Origin of the sequence: Varibaculum prostatecancerukia, assembly GCF_943169825.2 — a bacterium.
GTDB classification, from domain to species: domain Bacteria; phylum Actinomycetota; class Actinomycetes; order Actinomycetales; family Actinomycetaceae; genus Varibaculum; species Varibaculum prostatecancerukia.
Genome location: NZ_OW968402.1, coordinates 1,321,160 through 1,345,758 on the forward strand (window position 1 = coordinate 1,321,160; position 24,599 = coordinate 1,345,758).

General features: G+C 52.9%; 25 protein-coding genes, 3 tRNA genes and 1 riboswitch. Of the genes, 19 read left to right on the plus strand and 9 right to left on the minus strand.

What is annotated here, in order from left to right:
• Positions 1–71 precede the first annotated feature (71 nt).
• From KO216_RS05690 to KO216_RS05700, 3 genes are read right to left on the minus strand one after another with little or no spacing between them, the layout of a single operon-like run.
• A complete protein-coding gene (locus tag KO216_RS05690) occupies positions 72–701 on the minus strand; it encodes an ABC-2 transporter permease (RefSeq protein WP_251451910.1) in 630 nt (209 codons plus the stop codon).
• The gene (locus KO216_RS05695; protein ID WP_215523307.1) at positions 698–1,543 is read right to left on the minus strand and encodes an ABC transporter ATP-binding protein; all 846 of its coding nucleotides are present in this window, start codon (positions 1,541–1,543) and stop codon (positions 698–700) included. The genes KO216_RS05690 and KO216_RS05695 overlap by 4 nt, the downstream gene beginning before the upstream one ends.
• Positions 1,530–1,913, minus strand: coding sequence for a GntR family transcriptional regulator (locus KO216_RS05700; RefSeq protein WP_215523308.1), 384 nt, complete (start codon positions 1,911–1,913; stop codon positions 1,530–1,532). Before KO216_RS05700 ends, KO216_RS05695 begins: the two co-directional genes overlap by 14 nt.
• Positions 1,914–2,144: 231 nt before the next feature.
• On the opposite strand from KO216_RS05700, the gene KO216_RS05705 reads away from it, so the two are divergent.
• The 5 genes from KO216_RS05705 to KO216_RS05725 are packed head-to-tail and all read left to right on the plus strand — an operon-like array spanning position 2,145 to position 5,101.
• Positions 2,145–2,471 (plus strand): PadR family transcriptional regulator, encoded by a 327-nt coding sequence (locus KO216_RS05705; RefSeq protein ID WP_215523309.1) that lies wholly within the window; start codon positions 2,145–2,147, stop codon positions 2,469–2,471.
• Positions 2,471–3,163, plus strand: coding sequence for a DUF5808 domain-containing protein (locus KO216_RS05710; RefSeq protein ID WP_215523310.1), 693 nt, complete (start codon positions 2,471–2,473; stop codon positions 3,161–3,163). Before KO216_RS05705 ends, KO216_RS05710 begins: the two co-directional genes overlap by 1 nt.
• Positions 3,163–3,489 carry a PLDc N-terminal domain-containing protein gene (locus KO216_RS05715; RefSeq protein WP_215523311.1) on the plus strand — a complete coding sequence of 109 codons (327 nt, stop codon included), beginning with the start codon at positions 3,163–3,165 and terminating at the stop codon, positions 3,487–3,489. Before KO216_RS05710 ends, KO216_RS05715 begins: the two co-directional genes overlap by 1 nt.
• Before the next feature lie 2 nt (positions 3,490–3,491).
• Positions 3,492–4,325, plus strand: coding sequence for an ABC transporter ATP-binding protein (locus KO216_RS05720; protein ID WP_215523312.1), 834 nt, complete (start codon positions 3,492–3,494; stop codon positions 4,323–4,325).
• Complete coding sequence (locus KO216_RS05725) at positions 4,322–5,101, plus strand: hypothetical protein (RefSeq protein WP_309547284.1); 780 nt, start codon at positions 4,322–4,324, stop codon at positions 5,099–5,101. Before KO216_RS05720 ends, KO216_RS05725 begins: the two co-directional genes overlap by 4 nt.
• A 244-nt stretch (positions 5,102–5,345) precedes the next feature.
• Here the strand turns inward: KO216_RS05725 and KO216_RS05730 are convergent.
• Positions 5,346–5,419, minus strand: a tRNA-Gly gene (locus tag KO216_RS05730).
• Positions 5,420–5,494: 75 nt separating this feature from the next.
• Here KO216_RS05730 and KO216_RS05735 point away from each other — a divergent pair.
• From KO216_RS05735 to KO216_RS05750, 4 genes are all read left to right on the plus strand, one after another.
• Positions 5,495–5,568: transfer RNA gene (locus tag KO216_RS05735), tRNA-Pro, on the plus strand.
• A 460-nt stretch (positions 5,569–6,028) separates the two neighbouring features.
• Positions 6,029–6,400 (plus strand): GntR family transcriptional regulator, encoded by a 372-nt coding sequence (locus KO216_RS05740; RefSeq protein ID WP_215523314.1) that lies wholly within the window; start codon positions 6,029–6,031, stop codon positions 6,398–6,400.
• Positions 6,401–6,467: 67 nt separating this feature from the next.
• Positions 6,468–7,202 (plus strand): ABC transporter ATP-binding protein, encoded by a 735-nt coding sequence (locus tag KO216_RS05745; protein WP_215524072.1) that lies wholly within the window; start codon positions 6,468–6,470, stop codon positions 7,200–7,202.
• A complete protein-coding gene (locus tag KO216_RS05750) occupies positions 7,199–8,038 on the plus strand; it encodes a hypothetical protein (RefSeq protein WP_215523315.1) in 840 nt (279 codons plus the stop codon). Before KO216_RS05745 ends, KO216_RS05750 begins: the two co-directional genes overlap by 4 nt.
• A gap of 129 nt (positions 8,039–8,167) precedes the next feature.
• On the opposite strand, the gene rpmF is transcribed toward KO216_RS05750, so the two are convergent.
• On the minus strand, positions 8,168–8,350 hold the full coding sequence (gene rpmF / locus KO216_RS05755; protein WP_022863893.1) for a 50S ribosomal protein L32: 183 nt from the start codon (positions 8,348–8,350) through the stop codon (positions 8,168–8,170).
• Positions 8,351–8,573: 223 nt separating this feature from the next.
• Here rpmF and KO216_RS05760 point away from each other — a divergent pair, with 223 nt between their 5' ends.
• The 5 genes from KO216_RS05760 (at position 8,574) to KO216_RS05780 (ending at position 13,828) form a co-directional block, all read left to right on the plus strand.
• Positions 8,574–9,203 (plus strand): YigZ family protein, encoded by a 630-nt coding sequence (locus KO216_RS05760; protein WP_215523316.1) that lies wholly within the window; start codon positions 8,574–8,576, stop codon positions 9,201–9,203.
• 396 nt (positions 9,204–9,599) lie between these two features.
• Positions 9,600–10,535 (plus strand): cysteine synthase A, encoded by a 936-nt coding sequence (gene cysK / locus KO216_RS05765; protein ID WP_215523317.1) that lies wholly within the window; start codon positions 9,600–9,602, stop codon positions 10,533–10,535.
• Positions 10,536–10,543: 8 nt separating this feature from the next.
• Positions 10,544–11,128, plus strand: a complete 585-nt coding sequence (cysE, locus tag KO216_RS05770; RefSeq protein WP_215523318.1) for a serine O-acetyltransferase — start codon at positions 10,544–10,546, stop codon at positions 11,126–11,128.
• A gap of 277 nt (positions 11,129–11,405) precedes the next feature.
• Positions 11,406–12,455 carry a DUF6308 family protein gene (locus tag KO216_RS05775; protein WP_215523319.1) on the plus strand — a complete coding sequence of 350 codons (1,050 nt, stop codon included), beginning with the start codon at positions 11,406–11,408 and terminating at the stop codon, positions 12,453–12,455.
• A gap of 95 nt (positions 12,456–12,550) precedes the next feature.
• Positions 12,551–13,828: a M18 family aminopeptidase gene (locus tag KO216_RS05780; protein ID WP_215523320.1), complete on the plus strand. Its 1,278-nt coding sequence runs from the start codon at positions 12,551–12,553 to the stop codon at positions 13,826–13,828.
• 7 nt (positions 13,829–13,835) lie between these two features.
• On the opposite strand, the gene KO216_RS05785 is transcribed toward KO216_RS05780, so the two are convergent.
• A tRNA-Val gene (locus tag KO216_RS05785) sits at positions 13,836–13,910 on the minus strand.
• A 66-nt stretch (positions 13,911–13,976) separates the two neighbouring features.
• A riboswitch (TPP riboswitch) is annotated at positions 13,977–14,078 on the plus strand.
• Between the two features lie 18 nt (positions 14,079–14,096).
• Here KO216_RS05785 and KO216_RS05790 point away from each other — a divergent pair.
• Genes KO216_RS05790 through KO216_RS05810 form a run of 5 tightly spaced genes read left to right on the plus strand, consistent with a single transcriptional unit; the run spans position 14,097 to position 18,702 of the window.
• Entirely contained in the window at positions 14,097–15,230 is a 1,134-nt protein-coding gene (locus KO216_RS05790) for a phosphotransferase enzyme family protein (RefSeq protein WP_215523321.1), read from the plus strand.
• Complete coding sequence (locus KO216_RS05795) at positions 15,218–16,249, plus strand: ABC transporter substrate-binding protein (RefSeq protein WP_215523322.1); 1,032 nt, start codon at positions 15,218–15,220, stop codon at positions 16,247–16,249. The genes KO216_RS05790 and KO216_RS05795 overlap by 13 nt, the downstream gene beginning before the upstream one ends.
• Positions 16,246–16,995 (plus strand): ABC transporter permease, encoded by a 750-nt coding sequence (locus KO216_RS05800; protein WP_215523323.1) that lies wholly within the window; start codon positions 16,246–16,248, stop codon positions 16,993–16,995. The genes KO216_RS05795 and KO216_RS05800 overlap by 4 nt, the downstream gene beginning before the upstream one ends.
• Positions 16,992–17,774: an ABC transporter ATP-binding protein gene (locus tag KO216_RS05805; RefSeq protein WP_215523324.1), complete on the plus strand. Its 783-nt coding sequence runs from the start codon at positions 16,992–16,994 to the stop codon at positions 17,772–17,774. Before KO216_RS05800 ends, KO216_RS05805 begins: the two co-directional genes overlap by 4 nt.
• Before the next feature lie 13 nt (positions 17,775–17,787).
• Positions 17,788–18,702 carry an ABC transporter substrate-binding protein gene (locus KO216_RS05810; RefSeq protein WP_215523325.1) on the plus strand — a complete coding sequence of 305 codons (915 nt, stop codon included), beginning with the start codon at positions 17,788–17,790 and terminating at the stop codon, positions 18,700–18,702.
• 82 nt (positions 18,703–18,784) lie between these two features.
• On the opposite strand, the gene KO216_RS05815 is transcribed toward KO216_RS05810, so the two are convergent.
• From KO216_RS05815 to uvrB, 3 genes are all read right to left on the minus strand, one after another.
• Positions 18,785–19,828 carry a TerC/Alx family metal homeostasis membrane protein gene (locus tag KO216_RS05815; RefSeq protein WP_309547285.1) on the minus strand — a complete coding sequence of 348 codons (1,044 nt, stop codon included), beginning with the start codon at positions 19,826–19,828 and terminating at the stop codon, positions 18,785–18,787.
• Positions 19,829–19,955: 127 nt separating this feature from the next.
• Entirely contained in the window at positions 19,956–22,496 is a 2,541-nt protein-coding gene (locus tag KO216_RS05820) for an HAD-IC family P-type ATPase (protein ID WP_215523326.1), read from the minus strand.
• Positions 22,493–24,586, minus strand: coding sequence for an excinuclease ABC subunit UvrB (gene uvrB / locus KO216_RS05825; RefSeq protein ID WP_251451917.1), 2,094 nt, complete (start codon positions 24,584–24,586; stop codon positions 22,493–22,495). The genes KO216_RS05820 and uvrB overlap by 4 nt, the downstream gene beginning before the upstream one ends.
• Positions 24,587–24,599: the final 13 nt, after the last annotated feature.

Consider the following 24,599-nt stretch of genomic DNA (forward strand, 5'->3'; position numbering starts at 1 on the left):
AAGAAATCACGGTGGGGCTTTGAAATGAACGCAGGGTGTCAACATTGGATGCAAAATTGGTCTCTAATAACTTAGAATTCTTTACCTGCCATGATCTTTCGACTTATCCATAGGGATACTGCGGTCAGGACGATTGTCACGGTCAGTAGTATTCCTGCGTTTGTGAGTGGGGGTAGGGTTAAGGCTTTTGCTACCCATTCGAAGATTGCTTGTTTGTTGGAACCAATAAAGGATGATCCGGCGAATACCACGATGAATACCGCGACCAGAAAAAGCTTGGCTTTTTCCGGACCAAATTTGTAAAACAGCGGTAGCTGAACAATGGTCAACAGCAGAGTGACCGCAAAGGCGAAACTGGCCACCAAAACAGTATTTTCCCAAGGGGTCTCAACCATTAAATAGGCAAGAACACCTGTAACCGCGAAAGCCACTACCCCAAGAGCGAGTGTAATCAGAAAATTTAGATTAACGAGCTCGTTTCTACTGATAGGTCCGGCAAGAATCGTTCGGTGCACCTTGGATTCAGCATCACGAGCAAAGGTGGCCGTAAAATAAAGCATCCCAATCATGCCAAAAATAAACGGAAAGATAATCAACTGGTTTGCATAAATCCCCACAGCGCTGATCGCAACGAGCACCAAACCTAAAACAGCTATATATGTACGATTGGCAATAAGGTCTTTATAAAATGCAGCTCTCACTGATCTTCTCCTTTAATCGTGTAGACCATGATGTCCTCAATCGTCGGTCTACCAGCTTGCACACCAGCAGGAACTGCCCCGGTGCGGACGATTACTTCTTGACCAAAATCATGACGGCGACGCCCTAATACTTGCTTGGAATCAAGCTGGTTTGCCTGCTCATTGGTCAACGCTACGATTCGCCAAGAATCTAAGAGTTCATCTTTTTGTTCCATGAACTTCAACTTGCCCTCACGGATGAAAGCCACGTAGTCAGCGGCTTTTTCAATATCGGAAACGATGTGAGACGAAAACAGAATCGAGTGGGTCGGATCTTCGATAAATTCAAGCATAATATCAAGCACCTCATCACGAATCACCGGATCCAAACCACTGGTAGCCTCATCAAAAATCAGCAAATCCGCTGCATGGGAAAGCGCCATCGCTAGCCCCAGCTTCATCCGCATACCTCGAGAGAGCTCACCTACTCGCTTAGACGAAGTAAGATGAAAACGCTGCAGGTAACTAGCGTATGTTTGCCCATCCCAACTCTTGTACAGGCGCTTGCCGAACTCGCCAGCATTCTTAACAGTAAAACTATCTGGCAGGCTAATATCGTCAAATACTACCCCGACTCGTTCATGCGCTTGTGGGTGATCTGCACCGGCAGGCTGCCCCAAAAGGTTTATTGTCCCGGCTTCGGGGTGAGCAAGACCTAAAATCAAACGCAGCGTTGTGGATTTACCAGCACCGTTCTCGCCCACGAAACCCACAATTGCCCCCTGGGGAACTTCAAGGTTAAGCGGACCGAGCGTGAAACCTGGATACTTTTTCACTAGTCCGTTGATTTCAATCACATTCATCGGATCCTCCTAATAAATCAATCAGCTCTTTCAGATCAGAAACAGACAAGCCAGCAACCCGAGCCGAGGCGAGGGCGGATTTCAAATAGTCTTCGACTTTTTTACGCTGCTCTTCCTTGAGCAATTCAGTGTTTTTAGAAGCAACAAAGCTACCTCGCCCCTGTACGGAATCAATGAAACCCTCTAGCTCTAGCTCGTCATAGGCGCGCTTGGTAGTAATCACCGACACGCGAAGCTGTGATGCCAAACGCCGGATCGACGGCAGCTTGTCGCCGGGCGCTACCTGATCGTTGATTATTGCCGCCTTGAGCTGATTCTTAATCTGAGCGTAAATCGGATCAGAACTTGCATTAGTAACGATGATATCCACGAACACCTCCTAGTGTTTATAGTGTACATGAACACTAGGATGAATTAGGTAGAACCCTCCACATTCAGAGAAATATTTCAAACGCCATTGTGTTCAACAGAGAAAACAAGATACTGGGTAACGCAAAAGGGCACTTATTAGACCTGACGTCCTAGCGAAAAAGTAGTTGCTAGACTTTTAGACAGACGGTAGTATGTTATACAAGGAACATGGTTAAGCAAGGAGGGGGTTGTGTCTGAGTCACAGTTGCGCAAGGGCGCTGTTGAACTGATTGTCCTTGGATTGCTTTCGTCTCGTCCTTCTTATGGGGGGCAGCTTGTAGAGCGTTTTAGTGAGGAAGCGGGGTTGGAGATTTCGACGGGTACGTTATATCCGCTGCTTGCGCGTCTACGTAAATCAGGGTTGGTAGTTACGGCTTGGGAGGAGTCTCCGGTAGGGCCGCCGAGGAAGATTTATAAGCTCGCAAAATCTGGGAAGAATCGCTTATTGCAGATGCGCCGCGAGTGGGAGGCGCTTGATTGTGCTGTGAAGCGAACAACGCAGAAAGGAATACGGTAATGAAGTGGTTCGGTAAGGACATAGAAGGGCAGGCGCGAGTTTTGGGGATACCTGTTTCCGGGCTGTGGTTGGGGCGCTCTGATGCTGTGCTGGATGGTTTTGAACCAGAGAATCCGCGTTTGTTCATTCCTCGAAAATACGGACTGGGTTGGGACGTTAATCTGGGTGCTGTTGGTGTGCGTTTAGGGCTAATTCGACCCGATGATTCTCTACCGGACTTAGCCAGCTACGTCCCCACACGTCTAAAGCGCGGCATTAAGCTCACCACTATTTCCGGTGGGATTGGGGTTGGGTTCTTGGCGGTACTGCTCAGTAGCAAGGAGCAGGTTCTCGTCCAGCGCTCAACACGCGGAGGCTCTGAAAGATTTATTACCGGCAAGCAGGCTGCGCTAGCTCCAGTGGTTTTAACGACTGTTGCAGCACTAGCGCCACAGATCTTTCGACGCGATGACCCAGAATCCGAAGATGCCGTACGTTTGGCCAATTACGCTGATTTGATGGGTGTTGAAGCCATGTCCATAGCCTGGCTTGCAGCAATGCGCCGGGCTGGTGACAAGCAGGAAATTAGCCGCCGGTCGATGGTGTCCATTGTTGCTTTATGGCCCCTCGTTGCTGGCGCTTGCCAACTCGCTTATGTAAAAACCGCGTTAGCCAGGGTAAAATCCCGGCTGCATAATTCAGGAGACAAGTAATGAACCCTATAGATAAACTGTTGTATTTGCCAACCCCAGCATTGATAGGGGTTTGCATCCTTATAGGAGTGCAACTGGTAGCGGTGGTCTGGTCTTTGATTTGCTTACTGCGCGATAAGCGAGCTCACATTGCCGGCTTAAATCGCCTAGTGTGGCTCTTGGTTATCATCTTTGGCCAAGCGATTGGGCCAATCGTCTTTTTGGTTATGTACTTTCACGAACAAAGACAGCTTAAGGTGCAGCGCGAATACGAACAGAAGGCTACAGCCAAACATCACCAGGTTGATGCGAGTTCAGTGGTAAGCAAGCTGTATCCGAAGGAATGAACATGAATTTAGCAGTCTCTACTAAAGATTTGTCCAAAACCTTCGGTAAGCACCAAGTACTAAACAACATAAACCTTCGAGTTCCTACCGGCTCCTGTTATGGGTTTGTGGGAGCGAACGGGGCTGGTAAAACCACCACCATGAGGATCCTTGCAGGACTGGCCGGAGCCAGTAGTGGTAGCGCCACCGTGCTGGGAGTTAGTCGAGGCAAACTTCCGGTCAAACCGATCCCAGGCGTGTCTTACCTGACTGATGTCCCCCAGATTAGCCCCTGGCTTAGAGCCAAGGACGCGCTCATCACTCTCGCCCGCCTTGGTGGAATCTCCCCAGACCTTGCAGCCGAAAGAAGCGACGAACTACTCAATCTGGTGAACCTTGACAAAGCCCCCGGAAGAATCGGCTCCTTTTCTAGAGGCATGAAGCAACGGATGGGAATAGCAGCAGCACTCGTTACTGCCCCGAAACTACTACTGATAGACGAACCAACCAGCGCTCTTGACCCGATTGGGCGAGCAGATGTTCTGGGGCTACTACGCGAGTTAACCGGGCAGGTAACGATAGTATTTTCCTCCCACATCCTCAGCGATGTCGCTAAAGTCTCTACCCACGTGGGGATCTTGCATCGCGGTAGCCTGCTAGCTCAAGGACAGTTAGGCGAGCTAGTCAGTCAGCAAACAAAACACGTTACGCTAGATGTCACAGTGCGTTCAGACATTGCCACCGCCGCGGCTAAGGCTATCTACAGCCTCGACTCTGCCGCAAAGATTCACCCCACCTTTAGCGGCTTAGATGAACTTTTCACCAAACTAACTAAGGACGGCGGTAAAAAATCGTGAATACCTCGAGTTTCAGATTGATCTGGCGCTATCAAGCTGTCTGGCTCCTACGCTCCTATGGGACATGGATTATAGGCGGGGTATTCGTTATCCTTGCTCTCACCCAAGGATTGTTTACCCAATACACGCCGCGAATCATCAGATTTCTGGCCGGATCGGAAGTAACCACGCTAATAGAGTCGCTACCAGAACCTTCCTGGCAGCAAGCCTACGCGGGATGGATAAAGAACCTTATCCAAATTCTTACCGTAATCCTTGTTGCAATGAACTCTTTTCGTTGCAGCGTGCTTACCGGCAATGGTGACATTCCCTTTATTTTCCCTGGTAGCGTGCAGCGCTCACACTACCTCATCAGCTTTGCTATCAGCAGCTGGCTATCTACCCTATTCCTTGCCGTCTTCAGCGCTACCCTGGCTTGGGCCGGAACATCACTGTTATTCCCAGGCGCTAATCCCGCCCCGATCATATTGGCTAGTTTGGTATGGGCGCTACAAATCATTCTCATTCACGCAATACAAACGGTCGCAGCCACTTTTAAACCAGGCATCGGCATGCCCCTTGCGGCCGGATTCGGAGCCTACCTACTAATAACGATGTCAGCGATATTTATCCAGGAGGGCAACAAAACTCCCCTTGGCCTCGCCCCCATAATCAACAACCTCGCTCAAGACACACTCGAGGCACCTTGGGTCTGGCCAATCACCAGCAGCCTACTGCTAATCATTGCGCTACTTTTCACCGCCACTTACGTATACAACAGAGTAGAACTTAACTAAAAGCCAAACACGGGCGAGAAAAATAGATCCAACCGAAAAATAGAAATAGAACCACCATCACAAGCACTACAGCTAACGCCACCTATCATCCGTTAGCGAGTTAAACCCCAAAACCCTATTCGAACAGGGAAAACAAGATACTAGGTAACGCAAAACCCAAACCCGCTAACGCAAGCGATTTTTCACACCCCCCTAAGCGATACTCGCTAACGCAAAAGGGTACTTATCAAATCCGACGTCTAAGTGGAGCGAGTGACGGGAATCGAACCCGCATGACCAGCTTGGAAGGCTGGGGCTCTACCATTGAGCTACACTCGCAACTGGCTTTCGCTTCGAGTTAACGGAAGCCGCGAGAAACAGTGTAACCTATTAGAGGTCTGAACTGAAAACTGACGGGGCGTGGCGCAGTTTGGTAGCGCACCTGCTTTGGGAGCAGGGGGTCGCAGGTTCAAATCCTGTCGCCCCGACTTAGTGATGTCCCGCGACATGTGTCCTCATATGTCGCGGGATTTTTGCTTTCTAGCATGGTCTTTAGCTGCATAGTCTGCCTGTACGCGCGGAAAAGAGGTTTTTCCTCCCGCCCAAAGTTCGGAAAATACTTGCGTATTTCCCAAACTTTATGCCCACCGCACCCACTCGAATAAAACCTCTTCCCCGCGCTTTTCTTGCCCAATCCGTGTGGAACTAACTCGTTTTCCCGCCTCTAAAAAACGACCAGAACGGGGTTACTAAACGGGAGAAAACTCCCTACCCTTAGGCAGGAGGAAAAACCAATGCCCCTGCTTGAACTCCAGGTATGGCGACTATGGTGTCCGGCACCTAGAGACCACAAAAGAAATCTGTATTAACCGCTTGACACAGCCACCTCAACGGAGTTACTGTATTACTACATTGATACAGTAACCGAAAGGATTGAAAGGAGGGGACATGGAGCTAAACTCAGCGATTCCGATCTGGAGCCAGCTGCGCGACGAATTTTCTCGCCGCATCACCACCGGAAGCTGGCCACCGGGAAGCAAGATTCCCAGTGTGCGCGACCTGGCGCAAATGGTGGGCGCCAATCCGAATACGGTGCAGCGCGCCCTATCCGAACTAGAACGCGAAGGACTGGCGGTATCAGAACGTACTGCGGGACGGTTTGTCACCCAAGATCAGGACAAGATCTGGCTGACTCGCCAGAAAGTATTCCGGGAGCACACCGACAAGTTCGCCGCCACCATGAAAAAAGCTGGGGCTACCCTACCCCAAACACTCGACTTAGTAGAAAAACAATGGAAGCAGGGAGAATCTCATGACTGACAACCAGTTAAACCAGTTCCCACCCCCTCCGTCTTCACCCCAAGGCGGAAACCCCGAGCAGCTGGCAATGGCGAGCCCTTCAACCGCCAGCGCCGCTCCCCAGCAGGCTGTGCCCGCTATCGAAATAAAGGGAGTGTCGAAGTTTTACGGCTCCCAGATCGGGCTGGCCAACGCCAACCTAACTTTGCCAAGCGGGGGCATAGTCGGCCTCATGGGGCCAAACGGGTGCGGAAAAACGACCTTAATGAAAATCTTGGCGGGGGTGATGCAAGATTACGAGGGCGAGGTTCGGCTTTTCGGGAAAACTCCCGGAGCAGAAACCAAAGCTTTCACCTCCTACCTACCCGACAGTTCTTTGCTGGCTGATAGCCTCACTCCGCGCTCGGCAATCCGCCAATACCAGGATTTCTTCACCGATTTCGATTCGGCGAAAGCCTACGAAATGGTAGATTTTTTCCGTCTTCCGGCCGATCGAAAGCTATCGGCAATGTCCAAAGGGATGCGCGAAAAACTCCAAGTAGCGCTGATCATGTCGCGAAATGCGCGCGTCTATCTGCTGGATGAGCCCATTAGCGGGGTAGATCCGGCGGCCCGGGACGTCATCTTGCGGGCAGTTATTTCCCGCTTCAATCCCCAGGCAGTGATGCTGCTATCTACCCACCTGATCAGCGATGTCGAGCCCGTAGTCTCTACTGCCGTCTTCATGTCGGCAGGACAAGTATTTTTAACCGGAGATGCAGACCAACTCCGCAGCACCTATCAAACCAGTCTGGACGGACTATTTAGGGGGATGTACCGATGATTACTAAAATAATGAAACACGATTTCCTGGCACTGCGTAAACCGCTAGGTATTACCATCGGTTTTACCTTGCTGACCGCAATCTTGAGCGCGATAGCCGTCTCAATTTTACGTAACTCCGTAGCCGCAGGGGCTACCATATTCTTATTGGCATTCTTAGGAATGCTAGCTGCCTACCTGGTGTATTCGATAATCCTTCTGGTTCACTATTACCGTTCCATGTACGGCAAAACTGGGTATTTCACCATGTCAATCCCGGCGCGTCCGACCGAGCTATTTTGGGCAAAAAGCCTTTTTAATCTCTTAGCGCTCTTCTTTTTCGCGCTAGTGTTTTTTGGCGGAGGACTACTTCTATTCACGTCTATATTTTTAGAAGATACCACTGGCGCCGCTCTAAAATCCTTCTTTACAACCAAAGAGACCTGGCAAGTAGCGTTTCTAGTTCTTATGACTCTGTTACTATCCTCGATTTCCAGTGTTTTCTTCTACCAGTTCATAGTTACCGCCGGAAACGGCAAACCTTTCCTGGATCGTTTCGGAAAAATTGGCGGCCCGATATTAGTGGCGGTACTGACCTATGTGGGAATGCAATTTATCGGCTTCCTGCTGATGCTTCTCCCTGGGCAACTGGTATTTTTCGCCCCCGATGCCCCATTCATTTCTCTGGATTGGGATGGAGTTTTCTTCATTATAATTGGACCGATTGACCCCAGTGAGTCTAATCCTGTGGAGCCGCCAGCAGTTCCAATCTGGTGGCTGCTCGGCACCGGTGTGCTCACGGTGGTCGCAGGTTATCTCACTACTATCTTCCTAAAGAAAGGTACTTCCCTGCGCTAAGAAAAGTGAATGACAGAAGGATCCCTCGGTATCCTCCGGGGGATCCTTCATTCGGGAAGCAAACAAGAAAAACCATAAAGGAAAGCCCCTAGCAGGAAACTGCTAGGGGCTTTTTCTTAACTTCGAGCTTTACTCGAAATCGTCTGCCGGGCTGTACAGCCCCAGCTTTACCGCTTTGGCCAGGTGACGAGGTGCCACATAGGAACGTCCATCATTGCCCTTGACCGAAGTAAGCTGGGGTGCCTTGGCTTTCCAAGCAGACCGCCGGGTGCGAGTATTCGCACGAGACATTTTGCGCTTTGGTACTGCCATCACGGACTCCTCTAACTAATACAAATAGAAAAATAACCTATATAACTGTGCCATTTATAGCGGAAAGATTCCAGTTTCAACCATGTGATTTGTCTCGCGAGCACGCTATTTCGGGAAAACGGGACTCCCAAAGCAATTTTTTCCGAGGACGCACTTGGGACGCACTTGCCCCAAAACCTCAAACCTCCCCCTCCCCCGCCTGGCTAGTAGATAGGATCGAGCTATGCGCACTATCTACGCCCCTGCCCGCAGCGAAATCGAGATTAAACGTTCCCGTTTCATTGCCTCCTTAGCGCGCACCGATAGTGAAGAGGACGCCCGCGCGTTTATCGCGCAGATTCGCAGTGAGTTCCCCGATGCTCGCCACCACTGCACTGCTTTTATTATTCACCAAGACTCCGGACCAGATACCGCCCGCAGTAGCGACGATGGGGAGCCGGCAGGCACTGCCGGAGGCCCGATGCTAAACGTGTTAACCGAATCGGGATTAACTAATCTGACCTGCGTAGTTACCCGCTATTTCGGGGGTACAAAACTGGGTACGGGCGGGTTAGTGCGCGCCTATTCCGGCGCGGTACAGCAAGTGTTAAAGGACGCCCAAACGGTGCGGATTGTTACCCAGCCTTCCTACCAGCTGCAGCTACCGATCAGTGAAGCCGGAAAAATCGAGGCAAAACTTACCCAAAACGGTTACCAGATCCTAGATCGAGACTTTGCCGAAGAAGCCACTTTGCGATTCGCTGCCCCGCTGGAAACTAGCCAATCGCAGATCGAAAGCTATCTGTCGAGTATTAGTGGCAGGGAAATCAACGTAGAGACCGCGCCCGATATCACCCGAGAAGTGCGGGAGTAAATGCCACCCAGACAAGTTCGTTTATTAGACCTTTTTATTTACCTCTGCTCGACCGACTAACAAATCAGCTTGCACGCAGCTTCCCGCGCCTACTTGCGCCCCCGGAACAAGAAAACTGGCGACTAACAGCCATCCCCAAGTTTTACTGAGCGCATAAAAGTTGCGCCGCAAAGAGTTAAGATGTTAGAACTTGAAGTGACCGAGTTTTCACGCCAGATTGGAGAGGCAAATGCGTTTTCCCGTTTCCTCCCGCTGTCGCGTATGTCGCTAGGGGCATCCCGCCGACCGCCCAGGCGCGGGTTGTCCCACGGGGCAGTAGGTTATTTTCCGCCCCGACCCCAGATCTTTAAAGCTGGATACCCAGCATTTTCACTTAAAATAATTTGAAGGAAAAGCATGAATATCGCAAAAGACGTAACTGAATTAGTAGGCCGCACTCCCCTAGTAAAAATCAATCACCTGCTGCCGGCAGATTTTGACGGCGAAGTAGTAGCCAAAGTCGAATCATTTAACCCCGCCTCCTCGGTTAAAGACCGGGTGGCCTTAGCGATGGTGAACGCCGCCGAAGCATCTGGAAAGTTAAAGCCCGGCGGCACCCTGGTGGAGTCGACTTCTGGAAATACCGGGGTAGCCCTCGCGATGGTAGGCGCCGCCCGCGGCTATAAAGTGGTGATCACCATGCCAGAATCTATGTCCAAAGAGCGCCGCGCCCTGATGCGCGCCTTTGGAGCCGAGCTGGTACTTACCCCGGCAGCAGAGGGGATGCAAGGGACTGTGGACGCCGCCCAGAAAGTGGTGGCAGAACGCGAAGGAGCCATTTTGGCTTCTCAGTTCACCAACCCCGCTAATCCCCAAGCGCACTATAAAACCACTGCCGAAGAAATCTGGGCCGACGCGCACGGGAAAGTTGACGCTTTCGTGGCCGGGATCGGAACCGGGGGCACCGTCACCGGAGTAGGCAAGCGGCTAAAGGAACTAAATCCCGATATCCAGGTTTTCGGGATTGAACCGGCAGAATCCGCCCTACTCACCAAGGGAGAGGCCGGGGCGCACGGGATTCAAGGCATCGGGGCAAACTTTGTGCCTGAGATTCTTGATTCGGCAGTAATGAACGAAATCCTGACTATAAAAACTGAGGACGCAATCGCGATGGCGCGCCAAGCCGCCGCTAAAGAAGGGCTGCTAGTGGGGATTTCCGCGGGTGCCGCCTTGGTGGGAGCGTTGCGTTTAGCGCAGCGCCCTGATATGAAAGGTAAACGTATCGTGACTTTGCTGCCCGATACTGGCGAGCGTTACCTCAGTACCCCGCTGTTCAAAGATCTAATGGACTAGGAGAAAAAATGGCGAAGCCGGAACCGACTTTGGTGCAACTATGTAAAGAAGATTTAGCGGCTGCCATCAATTCGGATCCGGCTGCCCGCAACAAGTTAGAAGTGGCGCTAACCTATCCGGGAGTGCACGCAGTCTGGGCGTACCGCCTGGCACATATGCTGTTCAAGAAAAACTTGAAACTGCTGGCCAGGATAGTTTCTTCGATTTCCCGCAGCTATACCGGGGTGGATATTCACCCCGGGGCTCGCCTGGGGCGGCGTCTGTTCATTGACCATGCCAACGGGGTAGTAATTGGGGAAACCACCAAGATAGGTACCGACTGTGTATTGTTTCACCAGGTCACCTTAGGTGGGGTGTCGATGTCAAAAGGGAAACGGCACCCCACCCTGGGGGATCGGGTAATGGTAGGAGCTGGCGCCAAAGTTCTCGGCCCGATCCACGTAGGCTCCGATGCTCGGATTGCCGCCAATGCGGTAGTAGTACGCGATGTGCCTGCGGGGTGCTCTGCTATCGGGGTACCCGCGCGGGTAACTCCGGGATGCAAGCAGCAAAAGACCGCTGAACTGATTATCGACCCCACCTTGTTTATTTAGGGCAAGGACTCGTTTTTAGGGTGCCGGCAGCCTACCTGCAGGGATCACGCCCCGGAAGGTAGCGGCCACGCCGGGCAGTAATATCTGGTTTAGGCAGTAAACGTGCAAAATGAGGCGGCACGCCCTCGAAAGAATTCATGGGAGGACGCAATCACGCCGATACCGGGCAAAACTGGTTTAACAGTGGATTAAAATCCGGCTATCGGTGAACGCACGCGCCAAGGCGGAAGCATCTTCGACTACAATTTAGAAGTAACAAGCTAGTTGTGGAGGAAAAATGATTAGCACAGTTCCGGAAATAGTTACAGGAGTTACTCGCGGGGATGCTGACGCCTGGGAGCGGGCACGTTCCCTGCTCACCGACTACTACTGCCAGGCACACAATCCGCGGATTACCCTGTTTTCTCTGACCTCCAAGTTTTCCCCCAGTTTTCCGCTACAACCCCAAGCCGGCGTCTCCTCTGGGGAGGATGCCTGTAACCTGCGCGACTGCGATGTTGTAGCGTTAGCGAACCTAGATATTGAGGTCGATAGCGATAGCCTGGATCAACTTTTTGCTTCCGAACCACTGCCCGAACTTATGGGGCAAATCCCCATCGACACCCAGTTGGTAGATATTCCGCTCCAGGTATTCGAGGACGAAACTGGCCCCTTGTCACAGGTATGGACGGCGCTAACTAAAGATCCGCTGGTGCTAAAACCGAAGGAAGCGGCGGCGCTTTTAGCTCGGCTGCGTCCGGCGGCGCTCCCTCTTTTTTCGAAGGCTGACCGCCGCCCCTGGGGAGAAGTCAGTGACTATGTTCAGTTCTGCCTAGACCTTCATGATCTGTTATTAGCTGACCGCGGACGGCTCGCGCACCAGCTTTATTACCTGCGGGAAGCCTTGGAACTGCCCGAATGGGTTTCGCAAGTACAGCTTTTACAGGCATTAGTATTCGCGGCTTCGCAGGAACAGCGGGCAGCCGAAAAAGAACGGCTTCGCCAAGAAAAAGCGGCTCGCCGTCAAGAACGAGAGGAAGAAAAACTCCGCAAAAAACTAGCTAAGCGCTCTAAGAAGCAGCGCAAAAAACTTGCGAAACAGCAAAAGACGCAAAGCGAGGCACAAAAAGCTGCTGAGGCTAAGGCTAAGAAGGCTCAGGGCAAAGAGTCTCCGAAAGCCGCCCCCGCTAACCAGGTAAAAGAGCGCACCGGAAATGCTCGCCATTTAGGAGGGGAAGAACCGGCTGACTTGGGTAACTCCCGGCAAGCGTTGAACCGTCGCGGACGGCACGTGCGCGAAGATGACGGGGACGACGGTTTCATCTCTACCGACCCGGTATCCCTCTAAGGTAACTCTTGCCCCAAAGGTTCTTCCTGTCCCTTAGCTAGCATCTGCAGCTAAGGGACAGGAACTTTTTAATCCTCTCCCTCTAATATGAAACTATGACGAGTTTTGATCTGGAAACCTACACCCAAGGTTTAACTGACTTTATTACGGCATCCCCCTGTGCCGCCTTCACGGCGCACACCCTGTCTGAGATATATAGCTCCCAGGGCTTTAAACCAGTCGATCCCTCGCAGCCTTGGCCGCAAAAACCCGGACGCTACTTTTTACGCCGCAAGGGCGCCCTCATCGCCTGGATCGTACCTGCGGGCTCCCCCAAAGGGTTCCGGATCATCGGCAGCCACACTGACTCTCCGGCATTCAAACTTAAACCCACCCCCGATAGCCTCAGCCCCGATGGTTGGGGGCAGCTAAACGTAGAAGTTTATGGGGGGATGCTCCCTAACTCTTGGTTAAACCGAGAACTAGGAATCGCCGGGGTCGTTTATGACCGCTCCGGACGTTGCCATCTGGTGCGCACCGGAGCAATCGCGACTATCCCCCAACTAGCTCCCCACCTAGATCGCGAATCAGCCAACAAACTGGAATTAGACCGGCAGCAACACTTGCATCCCCTCTGGTACGTAGGAAGCTCTCAGCGCCGAATCCTTGAGGTAATCGCAGAGCAAGCCGGTCTCAACGGAGCCGGTGAGATCTCTAGCCATGAGCTCTACACTTTCGATACTCACGAACCCCAACGGCTAGGAACTAACCGCGAGTTCCTGGCATCGGCCCGGCAAGATAATCTGCTATCCGTTTACAGCGCCACTCAAGCCCTATTAAGCCTGGCAGAAAAGGACTTTCAGGGAGAAAATATTCTGGTCAGCGCAGCTTTTGACCATGAGGAAGTCGGTTCCCACACCGAAACCGGGGTCGCCGGGCCGCTACTGGAACAGGTTTTACGCCGCTGCGCCCTCACTGAAAATAAACCTGACGCGTTTGAACGGATGCTGGCGGAGTCCTCGTGCCTATCAGCAGATGTTGCCCACTCAGTAAACCCCAACTATCCCGAAAAACACGACCCCGACACCCGGCCGATGATGGGAGCCGGACCGGTACTCAAACTCAACGCCTCCCAGCGGTACGCCACCGATGCGCAGGGCTGGCATATTTGGGAGGACGCGGCCAGGCGCTGCGGGGTTAAAACCCAATGCTTCGTATCCAACAATGCCGTCACCTGCGGGTCAACTATCGCCCCCATGACTGCTACCCGCCTGGGGATCACCACTATTGATGTGGGGGTACCGATTTTATCAATGCACTCTGCCCGGGAAATATGTGCCCTTGGCGACCAGGTGGAGATAGCTAAGATAATGCAGTCTTACCTGCAGAAATAACTGTTAGTGGTGGGCCATACTGGTTTCGAACCAGTGACCTCTTCCGTGTGAAGGAAGCGCGCTACCCCTGCGCCAATGGCCCCTTGAACTGAAACTACGTTACCGGATTTTGAGGGCGCAAACCAAATCCACCAATCTTCTGGTACGCTTCTGGTAGCACGGGAGCTTTCGAGCTGAGAGGAAGCAAAACGCTTCGACCGTTACACCTGATCCAGGTAATGCTGGCGCAGGAAGCTGGTTCACCTGTGCGCATATTTAGGAGGCACAGATGGACCGGGAACAACAGCTAAAAGTGGTAAATAACCAGTGGCCACCCCTTAGCGCCTGTAAAGCCACCGAAGTTTTAAATGAAATCCCAGAGTTTCGCGAGGAGCGAATCGCTAAGCTCTCTCCCTCTTCACGCCCCATGGCTGCCGCCGGCTTGCTGAAAACCGCTAGCGGCAAACAGGTATTTTTAAAGCGCTACCACCACCATCTGGTCAGCGAAAATGAGCTGGAGGCTAAGCACTCCTTTGTTAATCAGCTGGCAGAAAGCGGCTTTTCTACCCCGCGTTTTTTCTCTTTCAACCCCAGGGGGACCGTGCTCCGCTTAGGAGAGTGGATTTTTGAGGCTTCCCAAGGCGCCCCCGGGCAAGACCGCTACCGGGATCTGCGCTCCTGGCTACCCCCGAAAACCAGTGAAGAGGCGGTGGAACTGGGGAGGGTAGCTGCCCGCTTACGCCTGGCCAGTCAAAAAATAAAACCGCTGTCGCTAGAACCCGGCCCCTATCAAAACCGGATAGAGCTAATGCTGGGAGACCCGTTGGCGCGCCTAGCAGACTTCTTAAATACCCATCCGGTACTTGATACCTATTTGAAGGAAAATGGAGCCGACCTAGCGGGAGCGCTGGAGCCTTTGCGACCCTTAGCAATAACGCTTACTCCTTTAAAGAGCGCCCCGCGCTACTTTACCCATGGCGACCTGCATGTTTCCAATACTTTTTGGGAAGGAAATGAAATTACTTCCCTGATTGATTTTGGACTCGCCTGCCCAAATCCCCCGCTTTTCGACCTGGCGGTGCTCCTGGAGCGCCACAGCATCGACTGGATAAGTATTACCGAGGGTAAAACTGACAGCTACTGGCCGGAAGTCGCCGGTGACTTACTAAGTGGCTATGGGCAGGTCTTGCCGCTGTCCGGAGAAGAAATCGAGATGCTCGGCGCCATGATTGCCCTGTGTAACGTAGAGTTTTCCCTTTCTGCTATCGAATACGACCTGCTCGCTCCAATCGATCCGCAGATTAAAGACTGGGCCTGGAATATTGGGTTCCAGGGTCATAGCCAATGGTTTCTGACCGAACCAGGCAAAAAATATTTATCAACCATCAATCAACTAGCGAAAGAAAGAGCATGCGAAAAATAGCTACCGCATTAGCCTGCACTCTAGCCCTAACCCTGGCGGGGTGTTCCACCGGATCTAGTTCCGCAACTAAAGATCCCGAATTGAAGAACACTTCGGTGATTTTAGACTGGACTCCTAACACTAACCACACCGGGATCTATGTCGCCAAAGAAAAAGGTTTTTACCGGGAAGCGGGACTAAACGTAAAGGTAATGGGTTTTTCTAAGAGCGGCGTGGAATCAGTAATGGCTGCCAAAGGCGCGGATTTTGGGTTCTCTGGCACCGACTCTATCGCCTCCTCGAAGGCCTCGAACCTGGGAATCAAAATGGTGTTCAACCTGCAACCGAAATCCTCCTATATGGTGGGATTTTTGGATAAGGCTGATATCCAGCGTCCCCGGGATTTAGACGGTAAAACCCTCGCTGACTTCGGGGGCGGCTATCAACATATCGCCACCAGAATGCTGATTCAAAAGGACGGCGGAAAGGGCGATTTCAAGAAGGTAGTCGCCGGTGCCCAAACCTTACAGGCGGTAGAGAATGAACGCGCCGACTTTGCGGAACTGCTGTCTACCTGGGAGGGAATCGAGGCGGAACAGAGCGGCTATAAACTACGCTACTTTGACTACGAAAAGTACGGGGTGCCTACTACCCCGGCGCTGCTCGGGATATCCACTCGCGCAGATCTGATCAAAGATAATCCGCAGCTAGTGCGCGCCTTCGTGCAAGCCACCCAAAAGGGTTACCAGTGGGCGATAGACCACCCCAAAGAGGCCGCTAAGATCCTGATGGATGCTAATCCGCAGGCAAAGCTAGATGCCAAATTGGTTAACGCCTCCCAGGAGAAACTTTCCAAAGAATATTGGCCAGATGCGGCCGGCACTGTCGGTCACGCCGATATGGACAAGTGGCAAAGCTACTTGGACTTCATTATTGAGCAAAAACTGGTTGCTGACGGAGATGGAAAACCCTACACGCAAAAGATTTCCGCCCCCGAGGTAGTAACCAATGAATTCCTAGCCAAAACCAGCAGTAAATGAAACATAGCTCGCGTCTAGTCGCCGCCGGACTGGTCCTGTTAACCCTGGCTCTGTGGGAAGGGGTGTGCCGTCTGGGGCAAGTTAACCCCAAGCTGCTACCTGCCCCCAGCGTGATTATAAAAGCGGGGATAGCAGACTGGCCGGCGGCCTCGCTCGCCACGCAAGTAACTTTGATTGAAGTACTGGCGGGTACCTCGCTAGCGATTATTTCCGGGATAGCGATTTCTTTCGCCCTGTGGCGGGCGAAAACATTCGGTAAAGCGGTGATGCCGCTGCTGGTAATCTCCCAAACGATTCCTGTAGTAGCCATCGCTCCCCTGCTGATTATCTGGTTCGGCTTTGGTATGACCTCGAAAATCCTCCTGGTGGCCTTGTTTGGGGTTTTCCCACTTATCGTGGCTTTCACTAAAGGGCTATCTGCGCCCTCGCGCGACCAGATAGATGTGGCGCGCTCTCTGGGAGCCTCCCCCGCCTGGATATTCGCCCATCTGCGAATGCCGGCAGCCCTGGGAGACTTTATGACCGGACTACGCATCGCGGTCACCTACGGTCCCGCCACTGCCGCCACTGCCGAGTTCGTGGGGGCAGAAAATGGTTTGGGGATTTATCTACTCACTGCCCAAGGATCTTTCCGAACAGAACTAGTGTTCTTCGGAGCCGGAATCTTGACCTTGATGACCTTAGCAGCCTACCTGCTGGTAGAACTGGCCGAACGCATCTTAATCCCCTGGAAGAAGGCAAAATGAGCCTACTAGAAATATCAGAGGTAACGAAGAAATTTACTACCCCGCCCCTGATTGCCTTGGAGGACGTGGGGATAACTATCACTGCAGGAACGGTAACGGCCCTGGTGGGACCCTCAGGTTGCGGAAAATCGACCTTGCTGCGGATAATCGCCGGTCTCAGCTCCCCAGATCAGGGAAAAATCACTTGGTCTGTGCCAGAACCCCTAGTTGCCTTGATGCCGCAACGCGATGGACTATTTTCTTGGAACACGATTGAAGATAACGTGGCCCTCCCGCTACGTATCCGGGGAGTGACCCGCCGGGAAGCCCGCGAGCGCGCCCGCGCCCTCCTCGCTCAGTTTGAGCTACAACAATTTTCCCGCGCCTACCCGGCGCAACTGTCCGGGGGGATGCGTTCGCGAGTTGCTTTTTTGCGCACTATGCTCGCCAAACCGACCTTAATCGCCCTGGATGAACCTTTCGGGGCTCTCGATCAAATAACCCGGGCTCAAATGCAACGCTGGCTCTGGCAAGCTACTCGCAGCCGCGGTTTAACCCTCCTGCTAGTCACGCACGATATTGCCGAGGCAGTAACCCTAGCTGACCGCGTGTTGGTGATGTCCGAGCGCCCGGGCCGCATCATCGCGGACGTAGCGATCCAGATTCCGGAACGTGCCGAGTTTTTATCGGCAGACTCACCGGCAGCGACCGGAAGTTCTACTCACCGGACCGGTCTACGTACCACACCTAAATTTGTGACCGCTTATCAAGAAATCGAAAACGCCCTCTGGGGCAATTAAATAAGGAGAAAAAATGGATTTAACCCGAATCCGCTTGGAATATGTAGTTACTTGGCCTAACCACGCAGGCCTTTTCGTCGCCCGCAAAAAAGGGTGGTACCAAGAAGCGGGACTAGATGTTGATATCTCTTGGGACGGTTTCGACCGCGGCACCCCCGCACAGCTAACTGCTAAAGGCGAGTTCCAGTTTGCCTCCATTAGGCTGGGAGAACTGCTGGAAACCCGCCACAGCGACCACCCCTTCGTAGCCGTCGCTACCTTTAATCAAAACCAACTAGGTGGGGTGATTACTCTCCAGGAGAAGGGGATTCGCCGTTTTCGAGATTTAGAAGGAAAAACCGTCTCAATTCCGCCGGTTAAACGGCTCATCCAAATGGTAGTGGAAGCCGTCGAAAAAGATGGCGGTGATTTTTCCAAGGTAAATGTCGTGGATCCCGGAGTATTCGAACCCGATATTCGCGCAGTTGAAAAAGGCAAATATGACGCTATTTTCAATGTTCTAGGCTGGGAAGCCTACCAGGGCAGTAAACCATTCTCCGAGGTAGTCCAACTATCCTTTGACGAAATGGGAGTTACTCCCCACCACGCCTATTTCCTGTGCGTGGAAGAAAGCTATCTGCGTAGCCACGAAGATCAGGTACGGGCGTTCCTGGCTGCCACTGGCCGCGGCTACGATTTTGCTCGTGACCAGCAGCCAGAAACCGTAGACATTCTGGCTTCTACTATGTGCGCTAGTGAAGAGGATACCTTGACCGCGTCCCTCAAATTCATGGCACCGTCCTGGCATGCACCCTCGGGGCGCTGGGGCGAGATGGATGCGGAAGTGATTCGTTCCTACACCACTTGGATGAGCGAAAACGGCTTTACTACTGCTACCTTAGCGGACGTGGAGGGTGCTTGGACTAACGAGTACCTGCCCGAAAAGTAGGCATCGTCAATAGAGTTTTCGGCTCGGGTACCTAAAATTGCTAGCAAAACTAGCAGGTATCCGAGCCGAAACTTTTTGGTCCTTAGTCCTGTTGCGGATTAGCTTTCTGGTGCCGCTGAGAGTACCAAATCGACAGCAACGCGGTACCTACGAGGACCACTAGGATGTAGCCCATCGAAAAGCCAATAGAAGGTTCGGGGACCACCTGCGCCCATTTTTCTATTCCCAGGAAGGGGGCTTCGTGAGCGGCGTGGATAATCAGTTTTACCCCGATGAATCCCAGGATTAGGGCCAGGCCGTAATGTAGGAACGCCAGGCGTTCTAAGAGCCCATCTACGAGGAAGAACAGTTGCCGCAGCCCCATCAGAGAGAAAGCGGTAGCGGCGAAAACAATGAAGGGGTGTTTAGTTAGGCCAAAAATCGCGGGGATAGAGTCAAACGCGAACATTAGATCCGCAGATCCAATCGCGATAATCACCAAGAACATGGGGGTTACATAGGTTTTCCCGCGGTGGCGATAGAGCAGTTTTGCTTCTCGGAAGCCTTCGGAGACCGGCAGTACCCGCCGCACCAGGGTAGTGAATTTATTTTCCTGGTACCCTTCTGCAGATTCCCCCTCGTCCTCTTTGGTTATTCCTTCCCGCGCCTGACTGATCGCGGTGTAGATCAAGAACAGACCGAAGAGGTAAAAGATCCAGGCGAACTCGTTGATCAAAGCGGCGCCTATCAGGATAAATGCTAGGCGCAGTACCATAGAGATCACGATTCCTAGCATGATCACTTTTTGCTGATAGGCGCGGGGAACTTTGAAACCATTCAAGATAATAATGAATACAAACAGGTTATCCAGGGACAGCGACCATTCGGTGATCCAACCTGCCCAATACTGTGCGGCTAGATTCAGATCCCATTGCAGCCACACCACTAATCCGAAGGCGGCCGCAATCGCCATATAGATACCGGACCAGATAGCGGCCTCTTTAATAGTGGGTTCGTGGGCTTTGCTGACGTGTCCGCGGAAATCTACAATCAGCAGCGCCAGAATAATCACTGCCAGCAACACCCAGTTCCACCAGTGAATTACCTCGTGTCCAGGGGTGGCATTAAGCGCAGGCATCAGACCCATGCAGCGTTCTCCATTTCGTTGGCGTTGTCTATGCTCAGGTCTTCTTCCGCCTTTTCAGGCCGAACCAGCCGGGCAAGTTTGCCGTGATGACGACTGGCCTGTTGATGGAAGTACTCCCCTTCCGGATTTACTTTCCTATTCTAACGTGTTTTAAGCGCAACCCCGAACCGTGATCTGGCCAATGCCGCCTCTCCCAATAGGTACCAATAATCGCTAGTCCGGTGAGCGAAATGGCGCTGCAGATAACCACGACCAGCCATTGTGAGAAAGATAGGATCTCTAAGGCAAAGAAATTTCGCACCACCGGAACCGCGATCGCCGCGATTACTAGGGTGATCATGGCGACAACTAGACCTCCGCGCCAACTGCGCAGCGGCTGAGACAGGATAGCCAGTAGCCCCAATGCCCCGATTGCCAATACAATAGTGGCCGCCGAAGTAGCTGCCTCGGTGCGACCCAACCACAGGTAGGCGCCAATCGAAGTGGATCCACACAGTAACCCCGCAGGTATGGATAGCTGGCCCACCCTACGCAAGAAACCGGGACGGTAACGGCGGTTGGAGGGCGCAAGGGCTAAGAAAAACGCGGGGATTCCGATAGTACTGGAAGAGATCAGGGTCAGATGCCGAGGCAGATAGGGGTAGCGAATACCTAAAATCCCGACTAAGAGTGCTAGCAAAGCCGCATAGGTAGTTTTTGACAGGAACAAGGTTGATACCCGCTCCATATTTCCCAGTACCCGTCGTCCCTCCCCTAACACTTGGGGCAGGGCCGAAAATTTAGAATCTAGCAGTACTGCTTTCGCCGCGGACTTGGTGGCTTGGGCAGCGTTTCCCATGGCAATCCCCAAATCTGCATCCTTTAAAGCCAGAGCATCATTTACTCCATCTCCGGTCATCGCCACGGTTTTACCCGCGGCCTGTAAGGCTTGCACCAGGGCGCGTTTTTGTTCCGGGGTAACCCGGCCAAATACCCGATGTTTCTCCAGAATTCGCGTGATCCCGGGGGCGTCCTCCGGTAGCTTTCGAGCGTCAAAACCTTCGGTCTTAATCCCCACTCGTCCTGCCAAAGCGGCTACTGTCTGCGGGTTATCCCCCGAAATGATCAGAACATTTACCCCTTCTTGGCGAAAAAAGTCCAAGGTTTGCGCCGCATCTTCGCGCAGGCGTTCGGCGAGCACTATTAACGCGCTCAGCCGCAATCCCGATGGTATAGCGGGATGCTCCGGGTCGATTTCCTGATTTTTAGCCTGTGCCAACGCCAGCACCCTCGCGCCTTGCCCCGCCCAGGTTGCGGTTTGTTCTAGCGCGGGACCGTCAGCTGCCAATATAATCTCGGGCGCTCCCAGTACCCAGGTATCACCCCCGCTGACCACCGCTGACCATTTACGAGCAGAATCGAAGGGCACTAGCAGCGGGTTCTCCAAAGCTGGCGGCATAGTTTCCAAATCGCTAACTATCCGATCATAGATAGCTGCCGAAGTGTCATTTTCGCGCTCGCGAGTCAAAGCTTGCAGGGCGGCGGGCGCCCCTGCAGCTAAATCACCAGCCGACACTAGTTTATTTTCACCGGGGAGGGCGAAGCCGCGCGCCGCAATCTCCCCAGTAGTAAGGGTGCCGGTTTTGTCTAGACAAAGAGTGTCTACTCTGGCCAGGACTTCTACTGCCGGCAATTCTTGGATCAGCACCCCTTGACGCGCCAGTTTTAAGGAGGCCGCCGCAAAGTTTATAGAGGTGAGCAACACCAGACCTTGAGGAATCATCCCCACGATTCCCGCTACTGCCGCCACAACTACCGGTCCGATATTCCCCCAGTTAACCTGGTTAAGTCCCCCCAGGTTACGAATTTGTGCTGCCCCCAGGAGCACGATTACCAGCGGTAAACAATAGGTGATGACTTTCAGAATCTTGTTGATTCCTTCTTCCAATTCCGAATGTGCCATCTGGAATTTTTTAACTTGCAGCGCCATCTCGTTCGCCCAAGAGTGGCTACCAACCGCGCTCACCTTTACATATCCATCTCCGGCTACCACCGCGGCACCGGAAAAAATTTCTTCGCCCTGGGCTCGCGCCCTCGGAACTGACTCCCCAGTAAGGTTAGATTCATCCAGGTAGAGGCCACTGGTGGCAACTACAGTCCCATCGGCAGGCACCTGGTCTCCCCGTCGCAAATGCAACAAGTCCCCCTGCACAATCTGGCGAGGAGAGATTTCTTTTTCTACCCCACTTCGCACCACCATCACCGGGTTTTCTTGCAGAATACTGATTTTTTCCAGCACCCTTTTGGCCTTGAGTTCGCTAATGATGCCAGTGAGGGCATTAACCACCATCACGATCCCAAAAACAGTGTCTGCCCAATGACCGAAAATCAAGGTGACTACGATACAGCTCGCCAGAATCGCATTAAACAAAGTAAACACATTGGCGCGCAGAATCTGCCGGACTGTACGGGTAGCTCGCGGGGTGAATTGGTTAACCAGTCCCGCCTGCGTAAGTCTGGTGACCTCCTCTTCGCTGAGTCCTGCCAAAGCGCCTTCCGGTAGTTCGCTAAGCTCTTCCCCACTGACCGAGGGCGTTAATGCTGGTTGTGTGTTTCCCGCCGCGGGAAAGGGAGGAGTTAGCGCGTCACCCTGAGTAGAGGGGCCGTGACCTTTTTCGGTTTCGCTCAATTCGCCTCCCGCATTTGCCGTAATTCTTTCTTGAGATCGCGCACTTCATCTCGCAGCCGCGCGGCCACCTCGAATTGTAGCTGCCGGGCGGCCTCTTGCATCTGGGAGGTGAGCTCCACAATTAAATCCGCAAGGCTAGCTTCGTTCTTATCTGCTAGCCGTGCCCGTACATCCTGCCCGGTTTCCCGGCGGGTCTGCGCATCAGGCCCGCTGCCCGCGCCCCGATATCCAGTGCCTAGCAAAGATTCGGTATCGATTTCTTCACGCGCCAACATATCGGTGACATCCGCGATCTTCTTACGGAGGGGCTGGGGGTCAATCCCGTGCTCGCGGTTGTAGGCCATCTGTTTTTCCCGCCGCCGCTCGGTTTCCTCAATCGCTGCGCGCATAGAATCGGTAACCTGGTCAGCATACATATGTACTTCCCCGGATACGTTACGGGCAGCGCGTCCTACGGTTTGGATCAGGGAGGTGGTCGAGCGCAAGAAGCCTTCCTTATCGGCATCAAGAATCGAAACTAGAGACACTTCCGGCAAGTCCAGGCCTTCTCGCAGCAGGTTAATCCCCACTAGAACGTTGAAGCGTCCCATCCGCAGTTCGCGCAGCAGCTCTACCCGCCGCAAAGTATCTACGTCCGAATGCAGGTATTCCACCAATACTCCCCGCTCCGCTAGGTATTCGGTGAGGTCTTCGGCCATTTTCTTAGTCAGGGTAGTGACCAAGACTCGCTCGTTCTTTTCGGTGCGTACCAGGATTTCTTCCATCAGGTCATCGATTTGTCCCGCGGTGGGTTTAACTACGATCTTGGGGTCTACCAGCCCGGTGGGACGAATAATCTGTTCGACTACCCCATCGGAGCGTTCCAATTCATAGGGGCCGGGGGTAGCCGAGAGATACACGGTTTGCCCAATCCGTTCTTGAAATTCTTCCCATTTCAAAGGCCGGTTATCCATCGCTGAGGGCAGGCGAAAACCATAGTCCACCAGGGTGCGTTTGCGGGACATATCCCCGTGGAACATGGCTCCGATCTGGGGAACCGTCACATGGGATTCATCGATTACCAGCAGAAAGTCTTCGGGAAAATAGTCGAGGAGGGTGTTTGGAGGGCTACCCGGTCCGCGCCCATCGATATGGCGGGAATAGTTTTCGATGCCCGCGCAAGTGCCGATCTCCCGCATCATTTCCAGATCGTAGGTGGTGCGCATCTGCAGGCGCTGTTCTTCTAAGAGTTTTCCCTGTTCATGGAAGTATTTCAGCCGCTCCCCTAGTTCCTCCTCGATTCCGTCTAGGGCGCGTTGCATCCTCTCTGGCCCCGCCACATAGTGGGAGGCGGGGAAAATAAACACCGAGTCTTCCTCATCAATTACTTCCCCGGTGATGGGATGCAAAGTTGCCAAAGAATCGATTTCATCCCCGAACATTTCGATACGGATCGCCATTTCCTCGTACATGGGAATAATGTCAATAGTGTCTCCCCGCACCCTAAATGTCCCCCGGGTAAAAGCCATATCGTTACGGGTATATTGCATGGTGATAAAACGTTTAAGTAGTTCGTTACGTTCTATTTGCATCCCCACTTCTAAGGGGACCATCCGCGCCACATATTCTTGGGGAGTACCCAGGCCATAGATGCAGGACACCGAAGACACCACGATTACGTCCCGGCGGGTGAGCAGGGAGTTGGTGGCAGAGTGCCGCAGCCTCTCGACCTCGTCATTTATAGAAGAATCTTTTTCGATATAGGTGTCAGACTGGGGTACGTAGGCTTCCGGCTGATAGTAGTCATAGTAAGAAACAAAGTATTCCACCGCGTTATCGGGAAAAAGTTCACGCAACTCCGCCGCCATTTGGGCGGCCAGAGTTTTATTGGGCTCCATTATCAGTGTGGGGCGCTGTACCTGCTCTACCAGCCAGGCAGAGGTCGCGGATTTGCCGGTCCCGGTTGCCCCTAGCAGGACAATGTCTTTTTCTCCGCTGTTGATTCGCTGGGTGAGCTCGGCAATCGCCTGGGGTTGATCCCCAGACGGTTTATAGGGTGCCTGCACTTTAAACGGCTTTTTTGCCCGGCGCAGATCCAGTTGCTCACTCACGTCCCCCAGTCTA

Coding starts and splice junctions, on each gene's coding strand:
- KO216_RS05695 (WP_215523307.1), bottom strand. CDS start 1,543: ATGAATGTGATTGAAATCAACGGACTAGTGAAAAAGTATCCAGGTTTC.
- KO216_RS05710 (WP_215523310.1), top strand. CDS start 2,471: ATGAAGTGGTTCGGTAAGGACATAGAAGGGCAGGCGCGAGTTTTGGGG.
- KO216_RS05715 (WP_215523311.1), top strand. CDS start 3,163: ATGAACCCTATAGATAAACTGTTGTATTTGCCAACCCCAGCATTGATA.
- KO216_RS05720 (WP_215523312.1), top strand. CDS start 3,492: ATGAATTTAGCAGTCTCTACTAAAGATTTGTCCAAAACCTTCGGTAAG.
- KO216_RS05740 (WP_215523314.1), top strand. CDS start 6,029: ATGGAGCTAAACTCAGCGATTCCGATCTGGAGCCAGCTGCGCGACGAA.
- KO216_RS05745 (WP_215524072.1), top strand. CDS start 6,468: ATGGCGAGCCCTTCAACCGCCAGCGCCGCTCCCCAGCAGGCTGTGCCC.
- KO216_RS05750 (WP_215523315.1), top strand. CDS start 7,199: ATGATTACTAAAATAATGAAACACGATTTCCTGGCACTGCGTAAACCG.
- rpmF (WP_022863893.1), bottom strand. CDS start 8,350: ATGGCAGTACCAAAGCGCAAAATGTCTCGTGCGAATACTCGCACCCGG.
- KO216_RS05760 (WP_215523316.1), top strand. CDS start 8,574: ATGCGCACTATCTACGCCCCTGCCCGCAGCGAAATCGAGATTAAACGT.
- cysK (WP_215523317.1), top strand. CDS start 9,600: ATGAATATCGCAAAAGACGTAACTGAATTAGTAGGCCGCACTCCCCTA.
- cysE (WP_215523318.1), top strand. CDS start 10,544: ATGGCGAAGCCGGAACCGACTTTGGTGCAACTATGTAAAGAAGATTTA.
- KO216_RS05775 (WP_215523319.1), top strand. CDS start 11,406: ATGATTAGCACAGTTCCGGAAATAGTTACAGGAGTTACTCGCGGGGAT.
- KO216_RS05780 (WP_215523320.1), top strand. CDS start 12,551: ATGACGAGTTTTGATCTGGAAACCTACACCCAAGGTTTAACTGACTTT.
- KO216_RS05790 (WP_215523321.1), top strand. CDS start 14,097: ATGGACCGGGAACAACAGCTAAAAGTGGTAAATAACCAGTGGCCACCC.
- KO216_RS05795 (WP_215523322.1), top strand. CDS start 15,218: ATGCGAAAAATAGCTACCGCATTAGCCTGCACTCTAGCCCTAACCCTG.
- KO216_RS05800 (WP_215523323.1), top strand. CDS start 16,246: ATGAAACATAGCTCGCGTCTAGTCGCCGCCGGACTGGTCCTGTTAACC.
- KO216_RS05805 (WP_215523324.1), top strand. CDS start 16,992: ATGAGCCTACTAGAAATATCAGAGGTAACGAAGAAATTTACTACCCCG.
- KO216_RS05810 (WP_215523325.1), top strand. CDS start 17,788: ATGGATTTAACCCGAATCCGCTTGGAATATGTAGTTACTTGGCCTAAC.
- KO216_RS05815 (WP_309547285.1), bottom strand. CDS start 19,828: ATGGGTCTGATGCCTGCGCTTAATGCCACCCCTGGACACGAGGTAATT.